Annotated in this window: 16 protein-coding genes and 1 tRNA gene; 10 read left to right on the top strand and 7 right to left on the bottom strand. The window is 42.6% G+C overall.

The features are described from left to right. Window positions 1–63: 63 nt before the first annotated feature. The 3 genes from DXB58_RS27845 to DXB58_RS00675 form a co-directional block, all read right to left on the bottom strand. On the bottom strand, window positions 64–234 hold the full coding sequence (locus DXB58_RS27845) for a hypothetical protein (RefSeq protein WP_199487908.1): 171 nt from the start codon (window positions 232–234) through the stop codon (window positions 64–66). Window positions 235–1,117: 883 nt separating this feature from the next. After that, on the bottom strand, window positions 1,118–2,575 hold the full coding sequence (locus tag DXB58_RS00680) for an aminoacyl-histidine dipeptidase (protein ID WP_009000363.1): 1,458 nt from the start codon (window positions 2,573–2,575) through the stop codon (window positions 1,118–1,120). A 121-nt stretch (window positions 2,576–2,696) separates the two neighbouring features. Further along, window positions 2,697–3,683 (bottom strand): lysylphosphatidylglycerol synthase transmembrane domain-containing protein, encoded by a 987-nt coding sequence (locus tag DXB58_RS00675; RefSeq protein ID WP_117937689.1) that lies wholly within the window; start codon window positions 3,681–3,683, stop codon window positions 2,697–2,699. A gap of 70 nt (window positions 3,684–3,753) precedes the next feature. Here DXB58_RS00675 and rsmA point away from each other — a divergent pair, with 70 nt between their 5' ends. From rsmA to DXB58_RS00660, 3 genes are all read left to right on the top strand, one after another. Further along, window positions 3,754–4,554 carry a 16S rRNA (adenine(1518)-N(6)/adenine(1519)-N(6))-dimethyltransferase RsmA gene (gene rsmA, locus DXB58_RS00670; RefSeq protein ID WP_117937691.1) on the top strand — a complete coding sequence of 267 codons (801 nt, stop codon included), beginning with the start codon at window positions 3,754–3,756 and terminating at the stop codon, window positions 4,552–4,554. A gap of 65 nt (window positions 4,555–4,619) precedes the next feature. Further along, window positions 4,620–5,960, top strand: a complete 1,341-nt coding sequence (mgtE, locus tag DXB58_RS00665) for a magnesium transporter (protein ID WP_117937693.1) — start codon at window positions 4,620–4,622, stop codon at window positions 5,958–5,960. 85 nt (window positions 5,961–6,045) lie between these two features. Continuing rightward, complete coding sequence (locus DXB58_RS00660) at window positions 6,046–7,899, top strand: DUF349 domain-containing protein (RefSeq protein ID WP_122135578.1); 1,854 nt, start codon at window positions 6,046–6,048, stop codon at window positions 7,897–7,899. 244 nt (window positions 7,900–8,143) lie between these two features. On the opposite strand, the gene DXB58_RS00655 is transcribed toward DXB58_RS00660, so the two are convergent. Then, window positions 8,144–8,214 (bottom strand) — tRNA-Gln (locus DXB58_RS00655). Window positions 8,215–8,478: 264 nt separating this feature from the next. Between DXB58_RS00655 and rsfS the strand changes: the two genes are divergently transcribed. From rsfS to DXB58_RS00640, 3 genes are read left to right on the top strand one after another with little or no spacing between them, the layout of a single operon-like run. Beyond that, the gene (rsfS, locus tag DXB58_RS00650) at window positions 8,479–8,838 is read left to right on the top strand and encodes a ribosome silencing factor (RefSeq protein WP_117937711.1); all 360 of its coding nucleotides are present in this window, start codon (window positions 8,479–8,481) and stop codon (window positions 8,836–8,838) included. 9 nt (window positions 8,839–8,847) lie between these two features. Continuing rightward, a complete protein-coding gene (ftsH, locus tag DXB58_RS00645) occupies window positions 8,848–10,998 on the top strand; it encodes an ATP-dependent zinc metalloprotease FtsH (RefSeq protein ID WP_032852107.1) in 2,151 nt (716 codons plus the stop codon). Between the two features lie 16 nt (window positions 10,999–11,014). Continuing rightward, complete coding sequence (locus DXB58_RS00640; protein ID WP_117937713.1) at window positions 11,015–11,863, top strand: phosphatidate cytidylyltransferase; 849 nt, start codon at window positions 11,015–11,017, stop codon at window positions 11,861–11,863. Window positions 11,864–11,965: 102 nt separating this feature from the next. Here the strand turns inward: DXB58_RS00640 and DXB58_RS00635 are convergent, their stop codons facing one another. The 3 genes from DXB58_RS00635 to surE all read right to left on the bottom strand — a co-directional run bounded on the left by DXB58_RS00635 (window position 11,966) and on the right by surE (window position 14,789). Then, window positions 11,966–12,748 (bottom strand): NigD-like protein, encoded by a 783-nt coding sequence (locus DXB58_RS00635; RefSeq protein WP_117937715.1) that lies wholly within the window; start codon window positions 12,746–12,748, stop codon window positions 11,966–11,968. 93 nt (window positions 12,749–12,841) lie between these two features. Next, complete coding sequence (gene lpxB / locus DXB58_RS00630; RefSeq protein WP_117937717.1) at window positions 12,842–13,978, bottom strand: lipid-A-disaccharide synthase; 1,137 nt, start codon at window positions 13,976–13,978, stop codon at window positions 12,842–12,844. 43 nt (window positions 13,979–14,021) lie between these two features. Beyond that, entirely contained in the window at window positions 14,022–14,789 is a 768-nt protein-coding gene (gene surE, locus DXB58_RS00625) for a 5'/3'-nucleotidase SurE (RefSeq protein WP_122135577.1), read from the bottom strand. A 356-nt stretch (window positions 14,790–15,145) separates the two neighbouring features. Here surE and DXB58_RS00620 point away from each other — a divergent pair, with 356 nt between their 5' ends. From DXB58_RS00620 to DXB58_RS00605, 4 genes are read left to right on the top strand one after another with little or no spacing between them, the layout of a single operon-like run. Then, on the top strand, window positions 15,146–15,910 hold the full coding sequence (locus DXB58_RS00620; protein ID WP_122135576.1) for a ParA family protein: 765 nt from the start codon (window positions 15,146–15,148) through the stop codon (window positions 15,908–15,910). Between the two features lie 11 nt (window positions 15,911–15,921). Continuing rightward, window positions 15,922–16,812: a ParB/RepB/Spo0J family partition protein gene (locus DXB58_RS00615; protein ID WP_122135575.1), complete on the top strand. Its 891-nt coding sequence runs from the start codon at window positions 15,922–15,924 to the stop codon at window positions 16,810–16,812. Then, window positions 16,813–17,700, top strand: coding sequence for a DUF5683 domain-containing protein (locus DXB58_RS00610; RefSeq protein WP_009000351.1), 888 nt, complete (start codon window positions 16,813–16,815; stop codon window positions 17,698–17,700). A gap of 34 nt (window positions 17,701–17,734) precedes the next feature. Continuing rightward, the gene (locus tag DXB58_RS00605; protein ID WP_122135574.1) at window positions 17,735–19,030 is read left to right on the top strand and encodes a lytic transglycosylase domain-containing protein; all 1,296 of its coding nucleotides are present in this window, start codon (window positions 17,735–17,737) and stop codon (window positions 19,028–19,030) included. Window positions 19,031–19,042: the final 12 nt, after the last annotated feature.

Here is a 19,042-nt window from a genome sequence, read left to right as displayed (position 1 = left end):
TCTACATAAGATGGCTTGTTCATGCCGGTGAACAAGCTGTTTTATGCCTTGAAACTAAGTGTTTCAAGCGTATGAAACAAACTGTTCACAAGCTTGAAACTGATTTTCCCCTATGGAGAAGCCAATCGAAACCTTGCAGAATACAATTAATTCATCCGTATCTATTATCTCGTTCAGCCTGTTATTCCAGATAATATTACACCAGTTATCAGACACAAATACATCATCTTCCATGTATTAGCACCTGATAAATCAGCATACAACTTACTAAAAATCAACCGATAAGCACTTATTACAGGTATAATTCAAGGGTGAGAGTAAAAATTACCCTCGCCCTACAATCACAGTTACCCTCACCCTTTGTAACACCAATGAACAAAGGCTTTCAAGTGATTTGGTGAGGGTGTGATAGTAAAACCAACCAAACTCGCATGTGATACATTCCAGCCCAAGTGGCAAAAGACAGTGTACCCAAACACAGAAATTAAAGGAGGAACTGACACTGAAACAGATCCCCCGCCACAGTTGTTAGCTAAAACAACTCTATATAAAATTTTAGATATAAAAAATGGGGATATCGTATTTAATAACGTATCCCCACTCTAAACTTAATTAATGTACTTGTTCTCATTTCTCAATTCTGTACCCCCATGAAAGCATTTCATTACGACCTACTTCACTAAGGATTTTTCTAACTAAAGAACCCATTTTCTTTGCCATAATCTTTAAACCTTTAAAATTACTAATTCTTGAAAACTAAAAAATAAAACTTACTTGTTTGGTTTGGTATTAATTGTTGAATATCCCCAAACATGTACATCGGCTTCGCCGATCTTTCTAAACAATCTTTTTAAACTTTTCATTTTGTTATCCTCCTAATTACATGTTTTACAACACAAAAATACAGCCTTTGTTTATACATTGATCTAAAAAAGAGAGAAATTTATGTTTTATAGCATATTTCTTGATTTGCATCAATTAATTTATTTGTTATAAAGCAGAATTGTAATATACGCTACAATAAATATGACAAAAAGGCACAGATGAAATATCATCCGTGCCTTCACTATGGTTACCTATTATATAATAGGAGAATATTTATATAAAGAGAAATACGTTATTTCATTGGAGTTTGCTCCAAAGTTGCCACCAAGAAGTCATAGAACTTCTGTACGGTAGGAATCAACGCTCTTTCGTCCGGTGAATGCGGTGAACGCAAAGTCGGACCAAAAGAAATCATGTCCAATCCCGGAATAATAGCACCAATAATGCCACATTCCAAGCCAGCGTGAATCACTTTCACTGCAGGTTCTACACCAAACTGTTGTTTATAGGATGCCTTCATCGCATGTAAAATCGGAGAATTTACATCAGGTTGCCAACCGGAATATCCGCCTGTCATCTCTACCTTCATCCCTGCCATAGAGAAACAAGACTCCAGGCTGGTAGTCAGATATTCTTTCATGCTATCGCTTGAACTGCGAGCCAGAATCTTAATGGCTGCCTTTCCTTCACCAATCGTTATAATAGCAAGGTTGGAAGAAGTTTCTACCGTATCCGGAACAGTAGGGATCATACGTGTCACACCGTTCTGACAAGCAAAGATTGCATCAATCAGATTGTCTTGAATTTCTTCAGGTACTTCACCGGCAGGAAGTTCTACACGTTCAGCCGTAAAGCTGATCGGAGTTTCAATAGCCGAATATTCTTCGTTGAACAGGTTTTCGCAGTATTTCACCAAGCCCAGCAGTTCTTCTTCATTTTCAGCCGGAATGGTAATAACAGCATGTGCTTCACGTGGGATAGCATTACGCATATTACCACCTTCCCAGCTAGCCAAACGGGCTTCATAGCTGGCAACCGCTTCACGAACGAAACGAACCAACAACTTATTGGCATTGGCACGTCCTTCATTGATTTCCAATCCCGAATGTCCGCCGCGTAATCCTTTCAAAGTAACTTTCACTGCGATATCTCCTGCTTCGGGAGCTACTTCCTTATATTCCAGGGTAGCAGTTACGTCCATACCTCCGGCACAACCGATATACAATTCACCTTCATCTTCGGAATCCAGATTCAAAAGGATTTCACCGTTCAGGGTGCCCGGCTTCAAGCCAAATGCACCGTACATGCCGGTTTCTTCGTCTTTAGTGATAAGAGCTTCCAGAGGACCGTGTTTCAAGTCTTTTGCTTCCAGCACGGCCATGATGGCAGCTACTCCCAGTCCGTTGTCCGCACCCAAAGTAGTACCTTTTGCCTTTACCCAGTCACCATCTATATAAGTTTCAATCGGATCTTTTTCAAAATCGTGTACAGTATCGTTATTCTTCTGCGGAACCATATCCATGTGCGCCTGAAGAATTACACCTTTCCGGTTTTCCATACCCGGAGTCGCCGGTTTACGGATAATTACATTACCTGCTTCGTCTACAAAAGACTCCAGACCCAAACCTTTTCCGAAACCTAGAAGAAATTCTGTTATTTTTTCCATGTGTCCTGACGGACGAGGAATCTGTGTCAACGAATAAAAATGCTTCCACACGTTTTGTGGAGCTAAAGAAAGAATGGTACTCATAATAAATATTTTAAAACGATTTTAAATCTAATAATTAAACAGTGCCAAGTTATGGAAAAGTTTTCAGATGGCAAAGGACGTCAGCAAAAACATTTAAGAATACACACTTTTAGCTAAAATTTCACCCTCGATGTCTGTTAGTGAACGACAGGGCAGCAAAGCCATAGATACCCAACAGAACAACCAGAAAGGTTTGAATACCATGCACAATCAGGGCAAAGATTCCGGCATCCGTCACATTTACCCCATAAAGCATCATCATAGAAATGATAGCGAAATGCCACGGTCCCGCCCCGTTGGGAGTAGGCACAATCACGGCAAACGTACCACCTACAAACATGACCAATGCTGCCAGAATTCCTAAATGTGACGTAAAAGCGAAGCAATAGAATGTAAAATAGAAATGGAAAAAGTAGCATGCCCAAATGGCCAATGTATAAAAAATAAAGAGAGGAATGTTGCGCACTCCCTTTAAAGACATAATCCCCTCCCATATATTAAGCACAAAACCTTTCACCCGTTCATAGAAGAACAGCGTTTTTCTTAAATAATAAAGAAGGATCACCACGCCGATAAAACAGAACAGGATAATATAAAACCATACCGAAGTCAGGAGATGGACAAGGGAAGGAATTTTTGTTCCGGTCTGTTGAAGAAAGGTGGCGAATATCGGTAATTGAAGCAAGACAGTCACGCCTGTGATGAGAAGAATAGTCAACGTATCGACCAGGCGCTCCGTAACGACTGTTCCCAACGACTTGGCAAACGAGACGTTATCATATTTCGCCAATACCCCGCAACGGCTCACTTCCCCGATCCGGGGAACCACCAAGCTGGCTGCATAAGAAATGAAGATAGCATTCACACAATCGCTCTTTTTCGGGAAAGCGTCCAACGGTTCCAGTGTCTGCCTCCACCGCCATCCACGAAAGACTTGCGCGAACACCCCGAATACTAATGAGAAGAGCATCCACCACCAATTTGTACCGTGTAATAACACATCGCCCGCTTTTGTAAAATCAAAGTCGCGATACACCCAGAATAAGATAAAGCCGCCTAAAACAACCGGTAATATCAGTTTCAGCGTCTTTTTTAATAGTTTCTTCATCCTTAATTCTTCATTCTTCATTTAAAAGAATTACCTTTGTCGGCTGCAAAAGTAATTATTTAGTTGGTAAATGAAATTAGTAAAGCCTAAAAAGTTTCTCGGACAGCACTTTCTGAAAGATCTGAAAGTTGCGCAAGATATTGCCGATACTGTCGACACCTTCCCCGAACTGCCTATTTTGGAGGTGGGACCGGGCATGGGAGTATTGACCCAGTTTCTGGTGAAAAAAGACCGGTTGATAAAAGTCGTAGAAGTTGACTATGAGTCGGTTGCCTATCTTCGCGAAGCTTATCCATCGTTGGAGGACCACATCATCGAAGATGACTTCCTGAAAATGAACCTTCACCGACTGTTCGACGACAAACCTTTCGTACTGACCGGTAATTACCCGTACAACATCTCCAGCCAGATCTTTTTCAAGATGCTGGACAACAAAGATATTGTCCCCTGCTGTACGGGAATGATTCAAAAAGAGGTAGCCGAACGCATTGCAGCCGGACCGGGCAGCAAGACTTACGGTATCCTTAGCGTATTGATACAGGCATGGTATAAAGTGGAATACTTATTCACAGTGAGCGAGCACGTGTTCAACCCGCCTCCCAAAGTGAAAAGTGCGGTTATCCGCATGACGCGCAACGAGACTAAAGAGTTGGGATGTAACGAAAAGCTATTCAAACAGGTAGTGAAAACGACTTTCAACCAACGACGTAAAACATTACGTAACTCTATCAAACCTATTTTAGGCAAAGATTGTCCACTTACGGAGGACATATTATTCAATAAACGCCCGGAACAACTATCGGTAGCAGAATTTATCGACCTGACCAATAAGGTGGAAGAAGCATTAAAGACAGCAGGCAACAACCAATAACCGACTGACGGGCAGCAGTGAGCAGAGAACTGAATTTTGTAATTCGTAATTTGTAATTGACAACGATGAACGAGGAATACATTGACAACGTTAAACACCTTATTGAGCAAAAAGACGCCGATACGGTAAAAGGGCTTCTCATCGACCTCCATCCGGCCGACATCGCCGAATTGTGCAATGACCTGAATCCGGAAGAGGCCAAATTCGTCTATCGCCTGCTCGATAACGAAATTGCCGCCGACGTGCTTGTCGAAATGGACGAGGATGCTCGTAAGGAGCTGCTCGAAATGCTTCCTTCGGAGACCATCGCCAAACGCTTCGTTGACTACATGGATACGGACGATGCCGTAGACCTGATGCGTGAACTCGATGAAGATAAGCAGGAAGAGGTTCTTTCGCACATCGAGGACATTGAACAGGCAGGTGACATTGTCGACTTGTTGAAATACGACGAAAATACCGCCGGTGGTTTGATGGGTACGGAAATGGTACTCGTCAACGAGAACTGGAGTATGCCCGAATGTCTGAAAGAGATGCGTCAACAGGCGGAAGAGCTGGACGAAATCTATTATGTATATGTCATTGACGACGACGAACGTCTGCGAGGTATCTTCCCGCTCAAAAAGATGATTACATCTCCTTCTGTATCCAAAGTGAAACACGTGATGCAGAAAGATCCGATTTCCGTGCATGTAGATACTCCTATCGACGAGGTGGTACAGGCGATTGAAAAGTATGACTTGGTGGCCATCCCCGTTATCGACAGTATCGGTCGGCTTGTGGGACAAATCACCGTCGACGACGTCATGGATGAAGTTCGTGAACAATCGGAACGTGACTATCAGTTGGCATCCGGTCTTTCGCAGGACGTAGAAACGGACGATAATGTATTGAAACAGACCACTGCCCGCCTCCCCTGGTTATTAATCGGTATGATTGGTGGAATCGGCAACTCTATGATATTGGGAAATTTCGATGCAACTTTTGCCGCTCATCCCGAAATGGCACTCTATATCCCGCTGATCGGTGGTACAGGAGGAAATGTCGGAACACAATCTTCGGCAATCATTGTACAAGGCTTGGCTAATAGTTCGTTGGACGCCAAAAATACATTCAAACAAGTTACTAAAGAAGCTATAGTAGCATTAATCAATGCCACGATTATCTCCTTACTGGTATACACCTACAACTTTATCCGGTTCGGTGCAACAGCTACAGTGACTTATTCCGTATCCATCAGCCTGTTTGCCGTGGTCATGTTCGCCTCCATTTTCGGAACACTGGTACCGATGACTCTGGAGAAGCTAAAAATCGATCCTGCTATTGCGACAGGTCCGTTTATAGCCATTACAAATGATATCATCGGAATGATGTTGTACATGGGAATTACCGTTTTATTATCATAAAAATGCGATAAACAAAAAAAAATAAGCAAAATAGTATGAAGTAATCGTTTTATTTCATTAATTTGTGACCCAAAACTAATATACAATGATGGACGCTCATGACACTAATCAACCCTTGAACCAAGGGGAATTAGAAGAAGAAAAGAAAACTGTCGAGGTTTCTGAAGCTATTACAGAGACTCCGACTGAAGAAGTTACTGCCGAAGTTCAACCTGAAGCAGCTCCTAAACCTGCCACTAAGGAAGATGTACTAAACCAGCTGAAAGAGCTTGCGCAAGATGCCGAAAATGCAAATAAGCAGGAAATTGACAATCTGAAACAATCATTCTACAAGTTACATAATGCCGAGTTGGAAGCTGCTAAGGTACAGTTTACAGACAACGGCGGAAACATTGAAGATTTTGTTGCTCAAGAAGACCCGACAGAGGAAGAATTCAAACGTCTGATGGGGGTTATCAAAGAAAAACGCAGCCGACAGGTTGCCGAACTGGAACGCCAAAAGGAAGAAAACCTGCAAGTGAAACTTTCCATCATCGAAGAACTGAAAGAACTGGTAGAATCCGGAGATGATGCCAACAAATCTTATACAGAATTCAAGAAGTTGCAACAGCAATGGAATGATACGAAATTGGTACCTCAAGGCAAAGTGAATGAGCTTTGGAAAAACTATCAATTATATGTAGAGAAGTTCTACGATTTATTGAAACTGAACAATGAATTCCGTGAATACGACTTCAAAAAGAACCTGGAAATCAAGACACGCCTTTGCGAAGCTGCTGAAAAGCTGGCTAACGAGGAGGATGTGGTTTCTGCTTTCCACCAGCTACAGAAGTTGCATCAGGAATTCCGCGATACAGGTCCGGTGGCCAAAGAACTGCGTGATGAGATCTGGAATCGGTTCAAGACCGCTTCTACCGCTGTCAACCGCCGTCATCAGCAGCACTTCGAGTCGCTGAAAGAGGCTGAGCAGCATAATTTGGACCAAAAGACCGTAATCTGCGAAATCGTTGAAGCGATTGAGTATGATGAATTGAAAACATTCTCTGCCTGGGAAAATAAGACCCAGGAAGTGATTGCCCTACAAAACAAATGGAAAACCATCGGTTTTGCACCTCAAAAGATGAATGTGAAGATCTTCGAACGTTTCCGTCATGCCTGCGATGATTTCTTCAAGAAGAAAGGAGAATTCTTCAAGAGCTTGAAAGAAGGTATGAACGAGAATCTGGAAAAGAAGAAAGCACTCTGCGAAAAAGCGGAAGCTTTAAAAGACAGCACGGACTGGAAAGTTACTGCCGATGCACTGACCAAACTTCAAAAAGAATGGAAGACCATCGGACCGGTAGCCAAAAAACATTCGGATGCTATCTGGAAACGTTTCATCACTGCTTGCGACTATTTCTTCGAGCAAAAGAACAAGGGCACTTCTTCACAACGCTCTGTCGAAACAGAGAATATGGAAAAGAAAAAAGCATTGATCGAAAAGTTATCCGCTATCGATGAGAACATGGATACCGAAGAAGCAAGCAACCTGGTTCGGGATTTGATGAAGGAATGGAATTCTATCGGTCATGTGCCGTTCAAAGAAAAAGATAAGCTATACAAGCAATATCATGGATTGATCGACCAGTTATTCGACCGTTTCAACATCAATGCTTCCAACAAGAAATTAAGCAACTTCCGTTCGAACATTAGTAATATCCAAGGAAGCGGTACTCAATCTTTATATAGAGAACGCGAGAAACTGGTACGTGCTTATGAGAATATGAAGAACGAACTTCAGACTTATGAGAACAATCTGGGTTTCCTGACTTCTACTTCCAAGAAAGGCAGCAGCCTGTTGACTGAACTGAACCGCAAGGTAGATAAGTTGAAAGCAGACCTGGAACTGGTATTACAAAAAATTAAAGTAATCGACGAATCAATTAAAGCAGAAGAATAATCCTCTGCCCGATTTAGAAAAATAAAAAAACAGGTTTTATGCTCGCTTGGGTAATAAAACCTGTTTTTCTTTTCTACTAAACAAGCTTACACAGCCTGTTTAAGGATTCATTTCTTGGGCATCAAGTTCATGGCTTCTTTTCACTGCAGATTCATGTTTCTTCTGACTATGAATGTCTGAAAACAATAAAACCCTGCAAGAATTAATTCTTAGCAGGGTTCTATCTAAATTGACGTTGATTCTGTTGGGCTACCTGGATTCGAACCAGGAATGACAGGACCAGAATCTGTAGTGTTACCATTACACCATAGCCCAATGATTTTCGTTTGCGGGTGCAAAGATACAAATATTTTGGGAATTCAAAACAATTCTGATATTTTTTTTGCAAAAATGTCCAAATAAGCTTTCTAAACAAAAGTATCTCCACTAAAAAACACAAAAATTGAGGGATAACTTTCTTGTATCCAATAAATCAGCGTATATTTGTCAAAAATATCACGTTTATAGCCAGAAACAAAGGATTGCCTTTTTTTGTTATAAACAAATAGAGAACATGAATTATTAATCTCAATTACAGGAATGAACGATACTAAAGTATTAATTGAAAAAATAAAAGAAGGAATTCAAGAGAAAAAAGGTAAAAAGATAATCGTTGCCGATTTAACCAGCATAGAAGATACCATCTGTAAATATTTCGTTATCTGTCAGGGAAATTCTCCCAGTCAAGTGAATGCCATTGTAGATTCAATCAAAGAATTTACACGTAAAGGTGCGGATAGCAAACCTTATGCAATCGATGGACTCCGGAATGCAGAATGGGTGGCAATGGACTATGCCGACGTACTGGTACATGTCTTTTTACCGGAGACAAGAAATTTTTATAATCTTGAACACCTTTGGGCAGATGCCAAACTTACTCAAATCCCCGATCTAGACTAATTAATGATTATGGACAATAATAATAGCAATAATAACAATAGCAATAAACCTAACAATAAGGTTAATATGCCTAAGTTCAACCTGAACTGGATGTATATGATTATTGCCCTTATGCTTCTCGGCCTCTGGTGGGGCAGTGATTCAAAGGGAGCTGGAAGCAAAGCTGTAACTTACAGTGAGTTTCAGGACTACGTAAAAAAGGGCTATGTAAGCAAAGTATTGGGTTATGAAGATAAGTCAATCGAAGCTTTTCTTAAACCGACTGCTGTAGGGGCTGTTTTTGGAGCGGACTCTACCAAAGTGGGACGTAACCCTATCATTACAAGTAGAACGCCATCTACCGATAAACTGGAAGAGTTTTTGCAGGCAGAAAAGGAAGCCGGTCATTTTGACGGTTCTTCCGACTATCCGCCCAAATCGGATATTTTTCCCGCAATCCTGATTCAGATACTCCCGCTTGTCTTGCTTGTAGCGTTATGGATCTTCTTCATGCGCCGTATGAGCGGAGGTGGCAGTGGTGGCCCCGGCGGTGTATTTAACGTAGGAAAATCAAAAGCCCAGCTTTTTGAAAAAGGTGGAGCCATCAAGATTACATTTAAGGATGTAGCGGGTTTGGCAGAAGCAAAACAAGAGGTAGAGGAAATTGTAGAGTTCTTGAAGGAACCGCAGAAATATACGGATTTGGGAGGTAAGATACCCAAGGGAGCATTGCTGGTAGGCCCTCCGGGAACCGGTAAAACTTTGCTTGCCAAAGCTGTGGCGGGTGAAGCTAATGTTCCTTTCTTCTCACTAGCAGGTTCTGACTTCGTGGAAATGTTTGTAGGTGTAGGTGCATCCCGTGTTCGCGACTTGTTTAAACAGGCCAAAGAGAAAGCTCCTTGTATCGTCTTTATCGATGAGATTGATGCCGTAGGACGTGCTCGTGGCAAAAATCCTGCAATGGGAGGAAATGACGAACGCGAAAACACCTTGAACCAGTTATTGACAGAGATGGACGGTTTCGGTTCCAACAGCGGTGTAATTATCCTTGCTGCTACTAACCGTGTAGACGTACTTGATAAAGCGTTGCTCCGTGCAGGACGTTTTGACCGTCAGATACATGTGGATCTGCCCGACTTGAATGAACGTAAAGAAGTATTTGGTGTGCATTTGCGCCCGATCAAAATAGACGATAGTGTTGATGTAGACTTGCTGGCTCGCCAAACTCCGGGATTCTCGGGTGCGGATATCGCCAATGTCTGCAATGAAGCTGCATTGATCGCTGCCCGCCACGGAAAGAAATTTGTAGGCAAGCAAGACTTTCTGGATGCGGTAGACCGTATCATCGGTGGTCTGGAAAAGAAAACCAAGATTACTACGGAAGCTGAAAGACGTTCCATCGCTTTGCATGAAGCAGGACACGCCTCTATCTCCTGGTTATTGGAATATGCCAATCCGTTGATTAAGGTAACTATCGTTCCCCGCGGACGTGCATTAGGAGCTGCCTGGTATCTGCCGGAAGAACGTCAGATTACTACTAAGGAGCAGATGTTGGATGAAATGTGTGCTACTTTAGGAGGACGCGCCGCTGAAGATTTATTCCTCGGCCGCATTTCAACTGGTGCCATGAACGACTTGGAAAGAGTGACTAAACAGGCATACGGCATGATTGCTTATTTAGGTATGAGCGACAAGCTGCCGAATTTATGTTATTACAACAACGATGAATATTCTTTCAACCGTCCATACAGCGAAAAGACAGCCGAACTAATTGACGAAGAAGTCAAGAGAATGGTGAACGAGCAGTATGACCGCGCCAAGAGAATTCTGTCAGAGCACAAAGAAGGTCACAACGAACTGACGCAATTACTGATTGACAAAGAGGTAATCTTTGCGGAAGACGTTGAACGTATCTTCGGCAAACGCCCCTGGGCTTCGCGTTCGGAAGAAATCATGGCTGCTAAAGAAAGCCAGGATGCCGCAAGAGCTGAAAGGGAACTTGCCCAAAAGTTGAAAGAAGAAGAAAAAGAAATCAAAGAAGAGGAAGCTGAAAATACTGCAGAGGAACAAGCACCCATCGACACCAAAGTTGCCGCAGCAGGTAACAAGGTTACAGTGGAAGGCAAAGTTACCGTAGAGGGTAAGTCCAATGGAGAAGAACAAGCTAACGGGTCCAACTAATTAAAACGAATAGATTTTGATTAACAATTTCATAAAACGAGCTATTACGGGTGTACTCTTCGTTGCCATCTTGGTAGGGTGCATCCTTTATGACGCATTCAGTTTTGGCATTCTGTTCACCGCTATCAGTGCACTGACTATTTATGAGTTTGCACAGCTGGTAAATATGCGCGCAGAAGGAGTCAAGATAAACAAGAACATTAATATGCTCGGCGGGGCTTATTTATTCCTCGCAATCATGGGATTCTGCATTGATGCAGCCGATTCGAAAATATTCATCCCGTATGTGCTTTTATTGCTTTACATGATGATTAGCGAGTTGTATCTGAAAAAGGAGAACCCAGTACTTAACTGGGCTTATTCGATGCTTAGCCAACTTTATATCGGTCTGCCTTTTGCTTTGCTGAATGTATTGGCTTTCCATAATGATCCGGCATCGGAATTCAGTAACATAAGCTATAATCCGATTCTACCGTTATCCATCTTTATTTTCCTTTGGCTGAATGATACGGGTGCTTATTGCATCGGTTCACTGATAGGCAAACACCGACTCTTTGAACGCATCTCTCCCAAGAAATCATGGGAAGGTTCTATCGGCGGCGGAGTTGTAGCAATCGGAGTGTCTTTTATACTTGCTCACTACTTCCCATTTATGTCAATGATGGAATGGGCAGGACTGGCATTGGTAGTGGTTATATTCGGTACATGGGGCGACCTGACGGAGTCATTGCTAAAACGCCAATTGCACGTAAAGGATTCGGGAAATATTCTTCCGGGACATGGAGGGATGCTCGATCGGTTTGACAGTTCTTTGATGGCCATACCGGCAGCAGTCGTTTACCTATATGCATTAACATGGTTCTAACAGGAGTTTTTCTCATCGATTAGAATTGCACACAATACAAAAGGTCGGGAACTTCGATAGAAGTATCCCGACCTTTTTCACACACAGTAAATCATAGTTAGGTTATCGGATCGAAGAAGTGGAGTGTACATCCTTCGCAGCTTCCGGCACACCTACCGGATGATCCAGATCAAGAACGATCACTCTTCCTTCTCCATGTTCTCTTGAATTTATAGTCACTTTAAAACCTTTCATTGTTGATTCGGCATCTTTTTCCGTTGGGAAGAACTTTTCCAGATTATAAGAAACTCGTCCCCATCCCCAATAGTCAGTCACATCCTCATATGTATTATAACGCAGTTCCAAATGTACGTAACCATCTTCAGCCACATTCAATGTCCCCGGTTCTGATGATTCTCCCGTTTCTATCTTATTTTGTACAAGACTGATACGATGTTTCTCCGAGCGAGGCAGCTCCTGACGGAAAATAACATTCAGGAATTTTCCTCCCAACCACATGTCACCCTGATAAATCAGGATAGGATCATTGCCGAATTCCACCGCTTCTTCCTCTGTGGTCATATCTTCCACTTCCTTTGTCAACAATTCCTGTACTCCTTCCATCTTTACCTGAACTCCTTTTCCTCCTTCCATGTCATACAAAGGATTGAAAAAGGCCACTACACGTTCACCGTCCACCGGTTTAAACCAAGGTATGGAAGTAGCAACCGGATCAATCAATCCCCAACGATCACCTTCCAAATAATAACCTCCTCCACCGGTTGCCCGAACGGTCGCCCAATCCCAACTGAAATCTCCGATAGAATAACCATCATCATCACATGATTGCAACATTGGCACTAATGCCAATAACAACATTCCTAAAAGCCACTTAATTTTTTTCATATCTTTTTCCTTTCTTTTTTTAGTCTTCTGCTTAATAAATAAAAAAGCCGTGCAATTACTGCATCGGCTTTACGTTTATTCAGAAAAAGAAAGTTATTTTTTCAACAAGCGCAGCATTTCACGAGCTGCATGACGGGGAGCACCGGCAGGTCCCAACCGTTCGGCCACATATTCATATCCCAAAAGCATTTCATTTCTATATGCTTCATTTTCAATGATATTTTTCAATTCACTTTGCATATTCTTCACGGTCATCGTATCCGCCACCAACTCTTTTACCACTTCACGGTCGGCAATCAGATTAACTAACGAAATAAATTTCACGGTCAAGATATGACGCCGCAAGAAGGAAACCACTTTCCCTATCGGAGTGTAATAACAAACGACTTGGGGAACACGAAACAATGCCGTCTCAAGAGTAGCCGTGCCTGAAGTGACCAAAGCCACATCTGCGTGCTGCAACAAACGATAGGTTTGATCGAAAATGATTTTCACTTTCGCTTCTCCTACATATTTTTTATAATAGTCGGGAGCAATGGCAGGAGCACCCGCCAGAACAAGCTGATAATCGGGAAAAGCAGAAGCAGCCTTCAACATATCCGGCAGATTATCTTTGATTTCCTGTTTCCGGCTACCTGCAAGAAGAGCTATTACCGGTTTATCTTCCAGTTGATTCTCCGCAATAAACTGATCCTTATTTTTCGGATGAGCTTCCTGATAAGCCGCCACCTCATCCACGGTAGGATTACCAACATAGTGGATGGGGTATTGATGCTTTCCTTCGAAGAACTCTACTTCAAAAGGAAGAATGGAGAAAAGTTCGTCTACATCTCGTTTTATATTCTTGATGCGATACTCTTTCCACGCCCATATCTTCGGAGAAATATAATAATAAACTGGAATCTGTGTCTTTGCATGAACAAACTTGGCTATATCCAGATTGAATCCCGGATAGTCCACCAGAATAACAACATCCGGTTGCCAGGAAACAATGTCTTCTTTACAACGCTTCATATTTGCAAAGATAGTGCGCAGATGGAGCAACACGGGAATAAAACCCATGTATGCCAGTTCTTTATAATGTTTCACCATCGTTCCTCCGACGGCAGCCATCAAATCACCTCCGAAAAACCGGAAATCAGCCTGCGGATCTTCTGCCTTTAAGGCAGCCATCAGATGAGAAGCGTGCAAGTCGCCGGAAGCTTCGCCGACAATCAGATAATACTTCATAATAGTTGATAGTTGATAGTTGATAAATGATAGGTAATATCAACTAATTAAACCAGTTGTTAAGTTCATCCATAAAGTGATAAGCTGTCACATCAACCGTGGTCGGAGTGATAGCAACATAGCCATTTGCCAAAGCCCAATGATCGTTCTTCTCATTTTCATGTTCGTGATCGGTAAATTCACCGGTCAACCAGAAATAATTCGGATCGTTCAGACGGGGACAGGCAGCCCATTCGTTCGTCCAACGGCCTTTTGCCTGTTCACAGATTTTGATTCCTTTGATATCGGTTGTATCCGGGAAATTTACGTTCAGGCAGGTTAAAGGAGGAAGTCCTTTTTCCAGTACCATGGTGGCAATACTGCGAATATAAGGTCCGGCAGCTTCAAAATCGGCATCGGGTGCATGATTGCACAAAGAGAAGCCAATAGAAGGGATTCCATTCAAACAACCTTCGAATACCACTCCCATTGTGCCGGAATAGTGTACGTTAGTGGCGGAGTTATCTCCATGATTGATACCACCGACTACCAAGTCCGGTGTCCGGTCGAGCACTGTGTTCCGTGCCAATTTGATGCAATCGGTCGGTGTTCCCGAACATTTATAAACAGTTAAACCTACTTCTTTCTTTACTAACTGGTAATGAACAGGCTGCGTCACCGTCAGCGCACAACCACTGCCCGAGCGCGGAGCATCAGGTGCCATTACCACAATATCTCCCAAAGGGCGAAGAAACTTCACCAGTTCATTAATCCCTTTAGCCATCACGCCATCGTCATTAGAAACAAGTATCAACGGCTTTTCATTTTCCATATCTTCAATCCTTTCCTTTTTTATATTCGCACAAAAGTAACAAAAAGAAGCCGTACCGCCAAACACCTCCCTACATCAGATCGAAAAGTCTCTTTCCACCCCACTCCTACCCGTTTACAAATCTTAATCTTCTGCAAGCGAGCAAAAAAAGAAATAGATATCCAATATAAATATGTATATTTGCAAGCTCGTTAAAGAGAAAAGAAGATGATGAACCTGTTGAAGTTTTGTAACCGTTTCGTCCGACAGTTATTAACAAAACAGGCGACTTATCAACAGAAATTGCAAAGTTTCTCTTTTTTCGTAGGCGCTCTAAGGATTTATCACTTATTTCGCTGCCAATAAATTTAGAGAATATGGGAAAAATTATTGCTTTGGCCAATCAAAAGGGTGGTGTAGGAAAAACAACGACTACGATTAACCTCGCAGCTTCACTTGCTACACTGGAAAAAAAGGTACTCGTGATAGATGCCGACCCGCAAGCTAATGCCTCTTCCGGTCTGGGAGTAGACATCAAGCAGTCGGAATGCACTATCTATGAGTGTATTATTGACAGAGCCAACGTACAGGACGCTATCCTTGACACGGAGATTGATTCTTTGAAAGTGATCTCTTCGCACATCAATCTTGTAGGGGCAGAGATTGAAATGCTGAACCTCCCAAACCGAGAAAAGATACTAAAAGAAGTGCTCACTCCTTTGAAGAAAGAATATGACTATATTCTGATAGACTGTTCTCCTTCATTAGGACTAATCACGATCAACGCCCTAACGGCAGCGGATTCGGTGATTATTCCCGTTCAAGCCGAATATTTCGCTCTTGAAGGTATCAGTAAACTGTTGAATACCATCAAAATCATCAAGTCGAAACTGAATCCAGCTTTAGAGATCGAAGGTTTCCTGCTGACGATGTATGATTCTCGTCTGCGTCAGGCTAATCAGATCTATGACGAAGTGAAACGGCATTTCCAGGAACTGGTGTTCAATACCGTTGTTCAACGAAATGTGAAATTGAGCGAGGCTCCCAGCTACGGTGTTCCGACCATCCTTTACGATGCGGAATCTACCGGTGCCAAGAACCACTTGGCTCTTGCTAAAGAGATTATCAACCGAAATAAATAAAAGAAGAAGATATGGCAACACAAAAGAGAAATGCATTAGGACGCGGTTTAGACGCCTTGCTCTCAATGGATGATGTGAAAACCGAAGGGTCTTCTTCCATTAATGAAATAGAGCTGGCAAAGATTACTGTCAATCCTAACCAGCCCCGCCGTGAGTTTGACGAAACAGCGTTGCAGGAACTGGCTGATTCCATTACGGAAATCGGTATCATCCAACCTATTACTTTACGCAAACTCTCGGACGATGAATATCAGATCATCGCGGGAGAACGTCGTTATCGCGCTTCACAAAGAGCAGGCTTGAAAACAATCCCTGCTTATATACGCACTGCCGACGACGAAAACATGATGGAAATGGCGCTGATTGAAAATATCCAGCGTGAAGACCTGAATGCCGTAGAAATCGCACTTGCCTACCAGCATCTGCTCGATCAGTATGAATTGACACAGGAACGTCTTAGCGAACGTATCGGAAAGAAAAGAACGACGATCGCCAACTACCTGCGCTTACTGAAATTGCCGGCTCCAATACAGATGGCCCTGCAAAACAAGCAGCTGGACATGGGACATGCCCGTGCGCTGATTTCATTAGGCGACCCTAAACTACAAGTTAAAATATTCGAAGAAATACAAGAGCACGGATATTCAGTCCGCAAAGTAGAAGAAATTGTTAAATCATTAAGCGAAGGAGAAGCGGTGAAAAGCGGCACACGGAAAATAACACCGAAACGTGCCAAACTTCCCGAAGAGTTCAACTTATTGAAGCAACAACTCTCTGGCTTTTTCAACACCAAGGTACAACTCACTTGCTCTGAAAAGGGAAAGGGAAAGATCAGTATTCCTTTCGGTAACGAGGAGGAACTGGAACGTATCATGGAAATCTTCGATACGCTAAAGAAGTAAATGACAAGAAAAAGTAAGAAATATCAGTTACTAGTCAGCGCCCTGCTTCTCTGTTTTTTACAGGTGGCAGGGATTGATGTGTATGCACAGTCCACTGTTACTCCGGTACGGAAAGATACAACAATCATACAGCGTGAAGCGCCGAAAGCCCGTGCACGAAGACATCGTGAGCCGATTGCACAGGATTCTACAAGACAGGATTCTATCCGGATTATACCCTCCAAAGAACTTCCGGCCATCGACAGCTTGTCGGCTGCCAAGATACAGATAGCAGACAGCCTGGACGCAGCCAACAAAAAAGAGCTGAAAAAGATAGAGCAGCCGGCATCGATTGTTGTAAAGACCGACAGTGTACCGCCAACGACTCAAGATATTAACAAGAAGATATTTATCCCGAATCCGACCAAAGCTACCTGGCTGGCAGTCGTATTCCCCGGTGGAGGACAGATTTACAATCGTAAATACTGGAAACTACCTATTATATATGGAGGGTTTGCAGGTTGTGCCTACGCTTTAAGCTGGAACGGCAAGATGTACAAAGACTATTCGCAAGCCTATCTGGACATCATGGACAGCAATCCGAACACCAAAAGTTACGAGGATTTGTTACCCCCGAACTCCACTTATAATGAGGAGCAGCTGAAAAACACCTTAAAAAGAAGAAAAGATATGTTCCGCCGTTATCGGGACCTTAGTATATTTGCATTTATCGGAGTTTACCTGATCTCTATCATCGACGCTTATGTAGATGCGGAGTTGTCCAACTTCGATATAACCCCCGACTTGAGTATGAAAGTAGAGCCGGCCGTTATTGATAATAACAACCAGTTCCGCTCCAACAGTTTTAAAAACAAGTCGGTTGGTCTGCAATGCGTATTACGATTTTAAAAAACACAATTTAGATTGATCTTATTATTGAAGCATGAAGAAATTAGTTAACTATTGTTCGATTATTTTTCTTTTACTAGTGGCCACGTCGCAGGTAAAAGCGCAAAGTGTAGATGTAGTGATTCGTGAAAATGGAACTGAACGCAAAGAAAGCATCGACCTGCCTAAAAGTATGACTTATCCACTTGACAGTCTGTTGAATGACTGGAAAGCTAAAAATTATATTGATTTAGGCAAGGATTGCAGTACGGCTGAAATTAATCCTTTATTCAGTGACTCTGTCTATATCGACCGCTTGTCACGCATCCCGGCCATCATGGAAATGCCTTATAATGATATTATCCGCAAATTCATCGATATGTATGCAGGACGCTTGCGCAATCAGGTTTCTTTCATGCTAAGTGCCTGCAACTTCTATATGCCGATTTTTGAAGAAGCACTGGATGCATACGGACTTCCACTGGAACTAAGATATCTGCCGATTATCGAATCTGCGTTGAACCCATCAGCCGTATCACGTGCAGGTGCTTCCGGTCTGTGGCAATTTATGATTGGTACAGGTAAAATCTATGGTTTGGAATCAAACAGCCTGGTAGATGAACGTCGTGACCCGATTAAAGCAACTTGGGCTGCCGCTCGTTATCTCAAAGAAATGTATGATATCTATGGAGACTGGAACCTGGTAATTGCTGCTTATAACTGTGGCCCCGGTACAATCAATAAGGCAATCCGCCGTGCCAATGGCGAAACTGATTATTGGAAAATCTACAATTATCTGCCTAAAGAAACACGCGGCTATGTGCCTGCCTTTATCGCTGCCAACTACGTGATGACTTATTACTGCGACCACAATATCTGCCCGATGGAAACCAATATTCCGGCAAGTACTGACACAGTACAAGTAAACAAGAATCTACACTTCGAACAAATCGCCGACCTTTGTAATCTACCTCTGGATCAAATCAAAAGTCTGAATCCGCAATATAAGAAGCAAATGATTCCAGGTAGCAGCAAACCTTATACGTTAAGACTGCCTATTGACGCGATCAGTACTTTTATCGATAAGCAAGATACGATTTATGCGCATCGTGCCGATGAATTATTCCGCAACCGGAAAACCGTTGCCGTAAAGGAAATTACACCCACAACCCGCAAAACGACAACAGCCGTTGCCGGCAAGGGGAAACTGACCTATTACACAATAAAAAGTGGAGACACTTTGTCCACTATTGCCGGAAAGTACGGCGTCACAATTAAGGATATACAAAGGTGGAATGGAATGTCTAGCACTAAAATTGCAGCAGGAAAACGATTGAAAATATACAAATAACTAGCTTCCTGC

Source organism: Bacteroides sp. OM05-10AA (genome assembly GCF_003439055.1).
Classification (GTDB): Bacteria; Bacteroidota; Bacteroidia; order Bacteroidales; family Bacteroidaceae; genus Bacteroides; species Bacteroides intestinigallinarum.
This window is presented reverse-complemented; position numbering and strand designations above follow the sequence as displayed.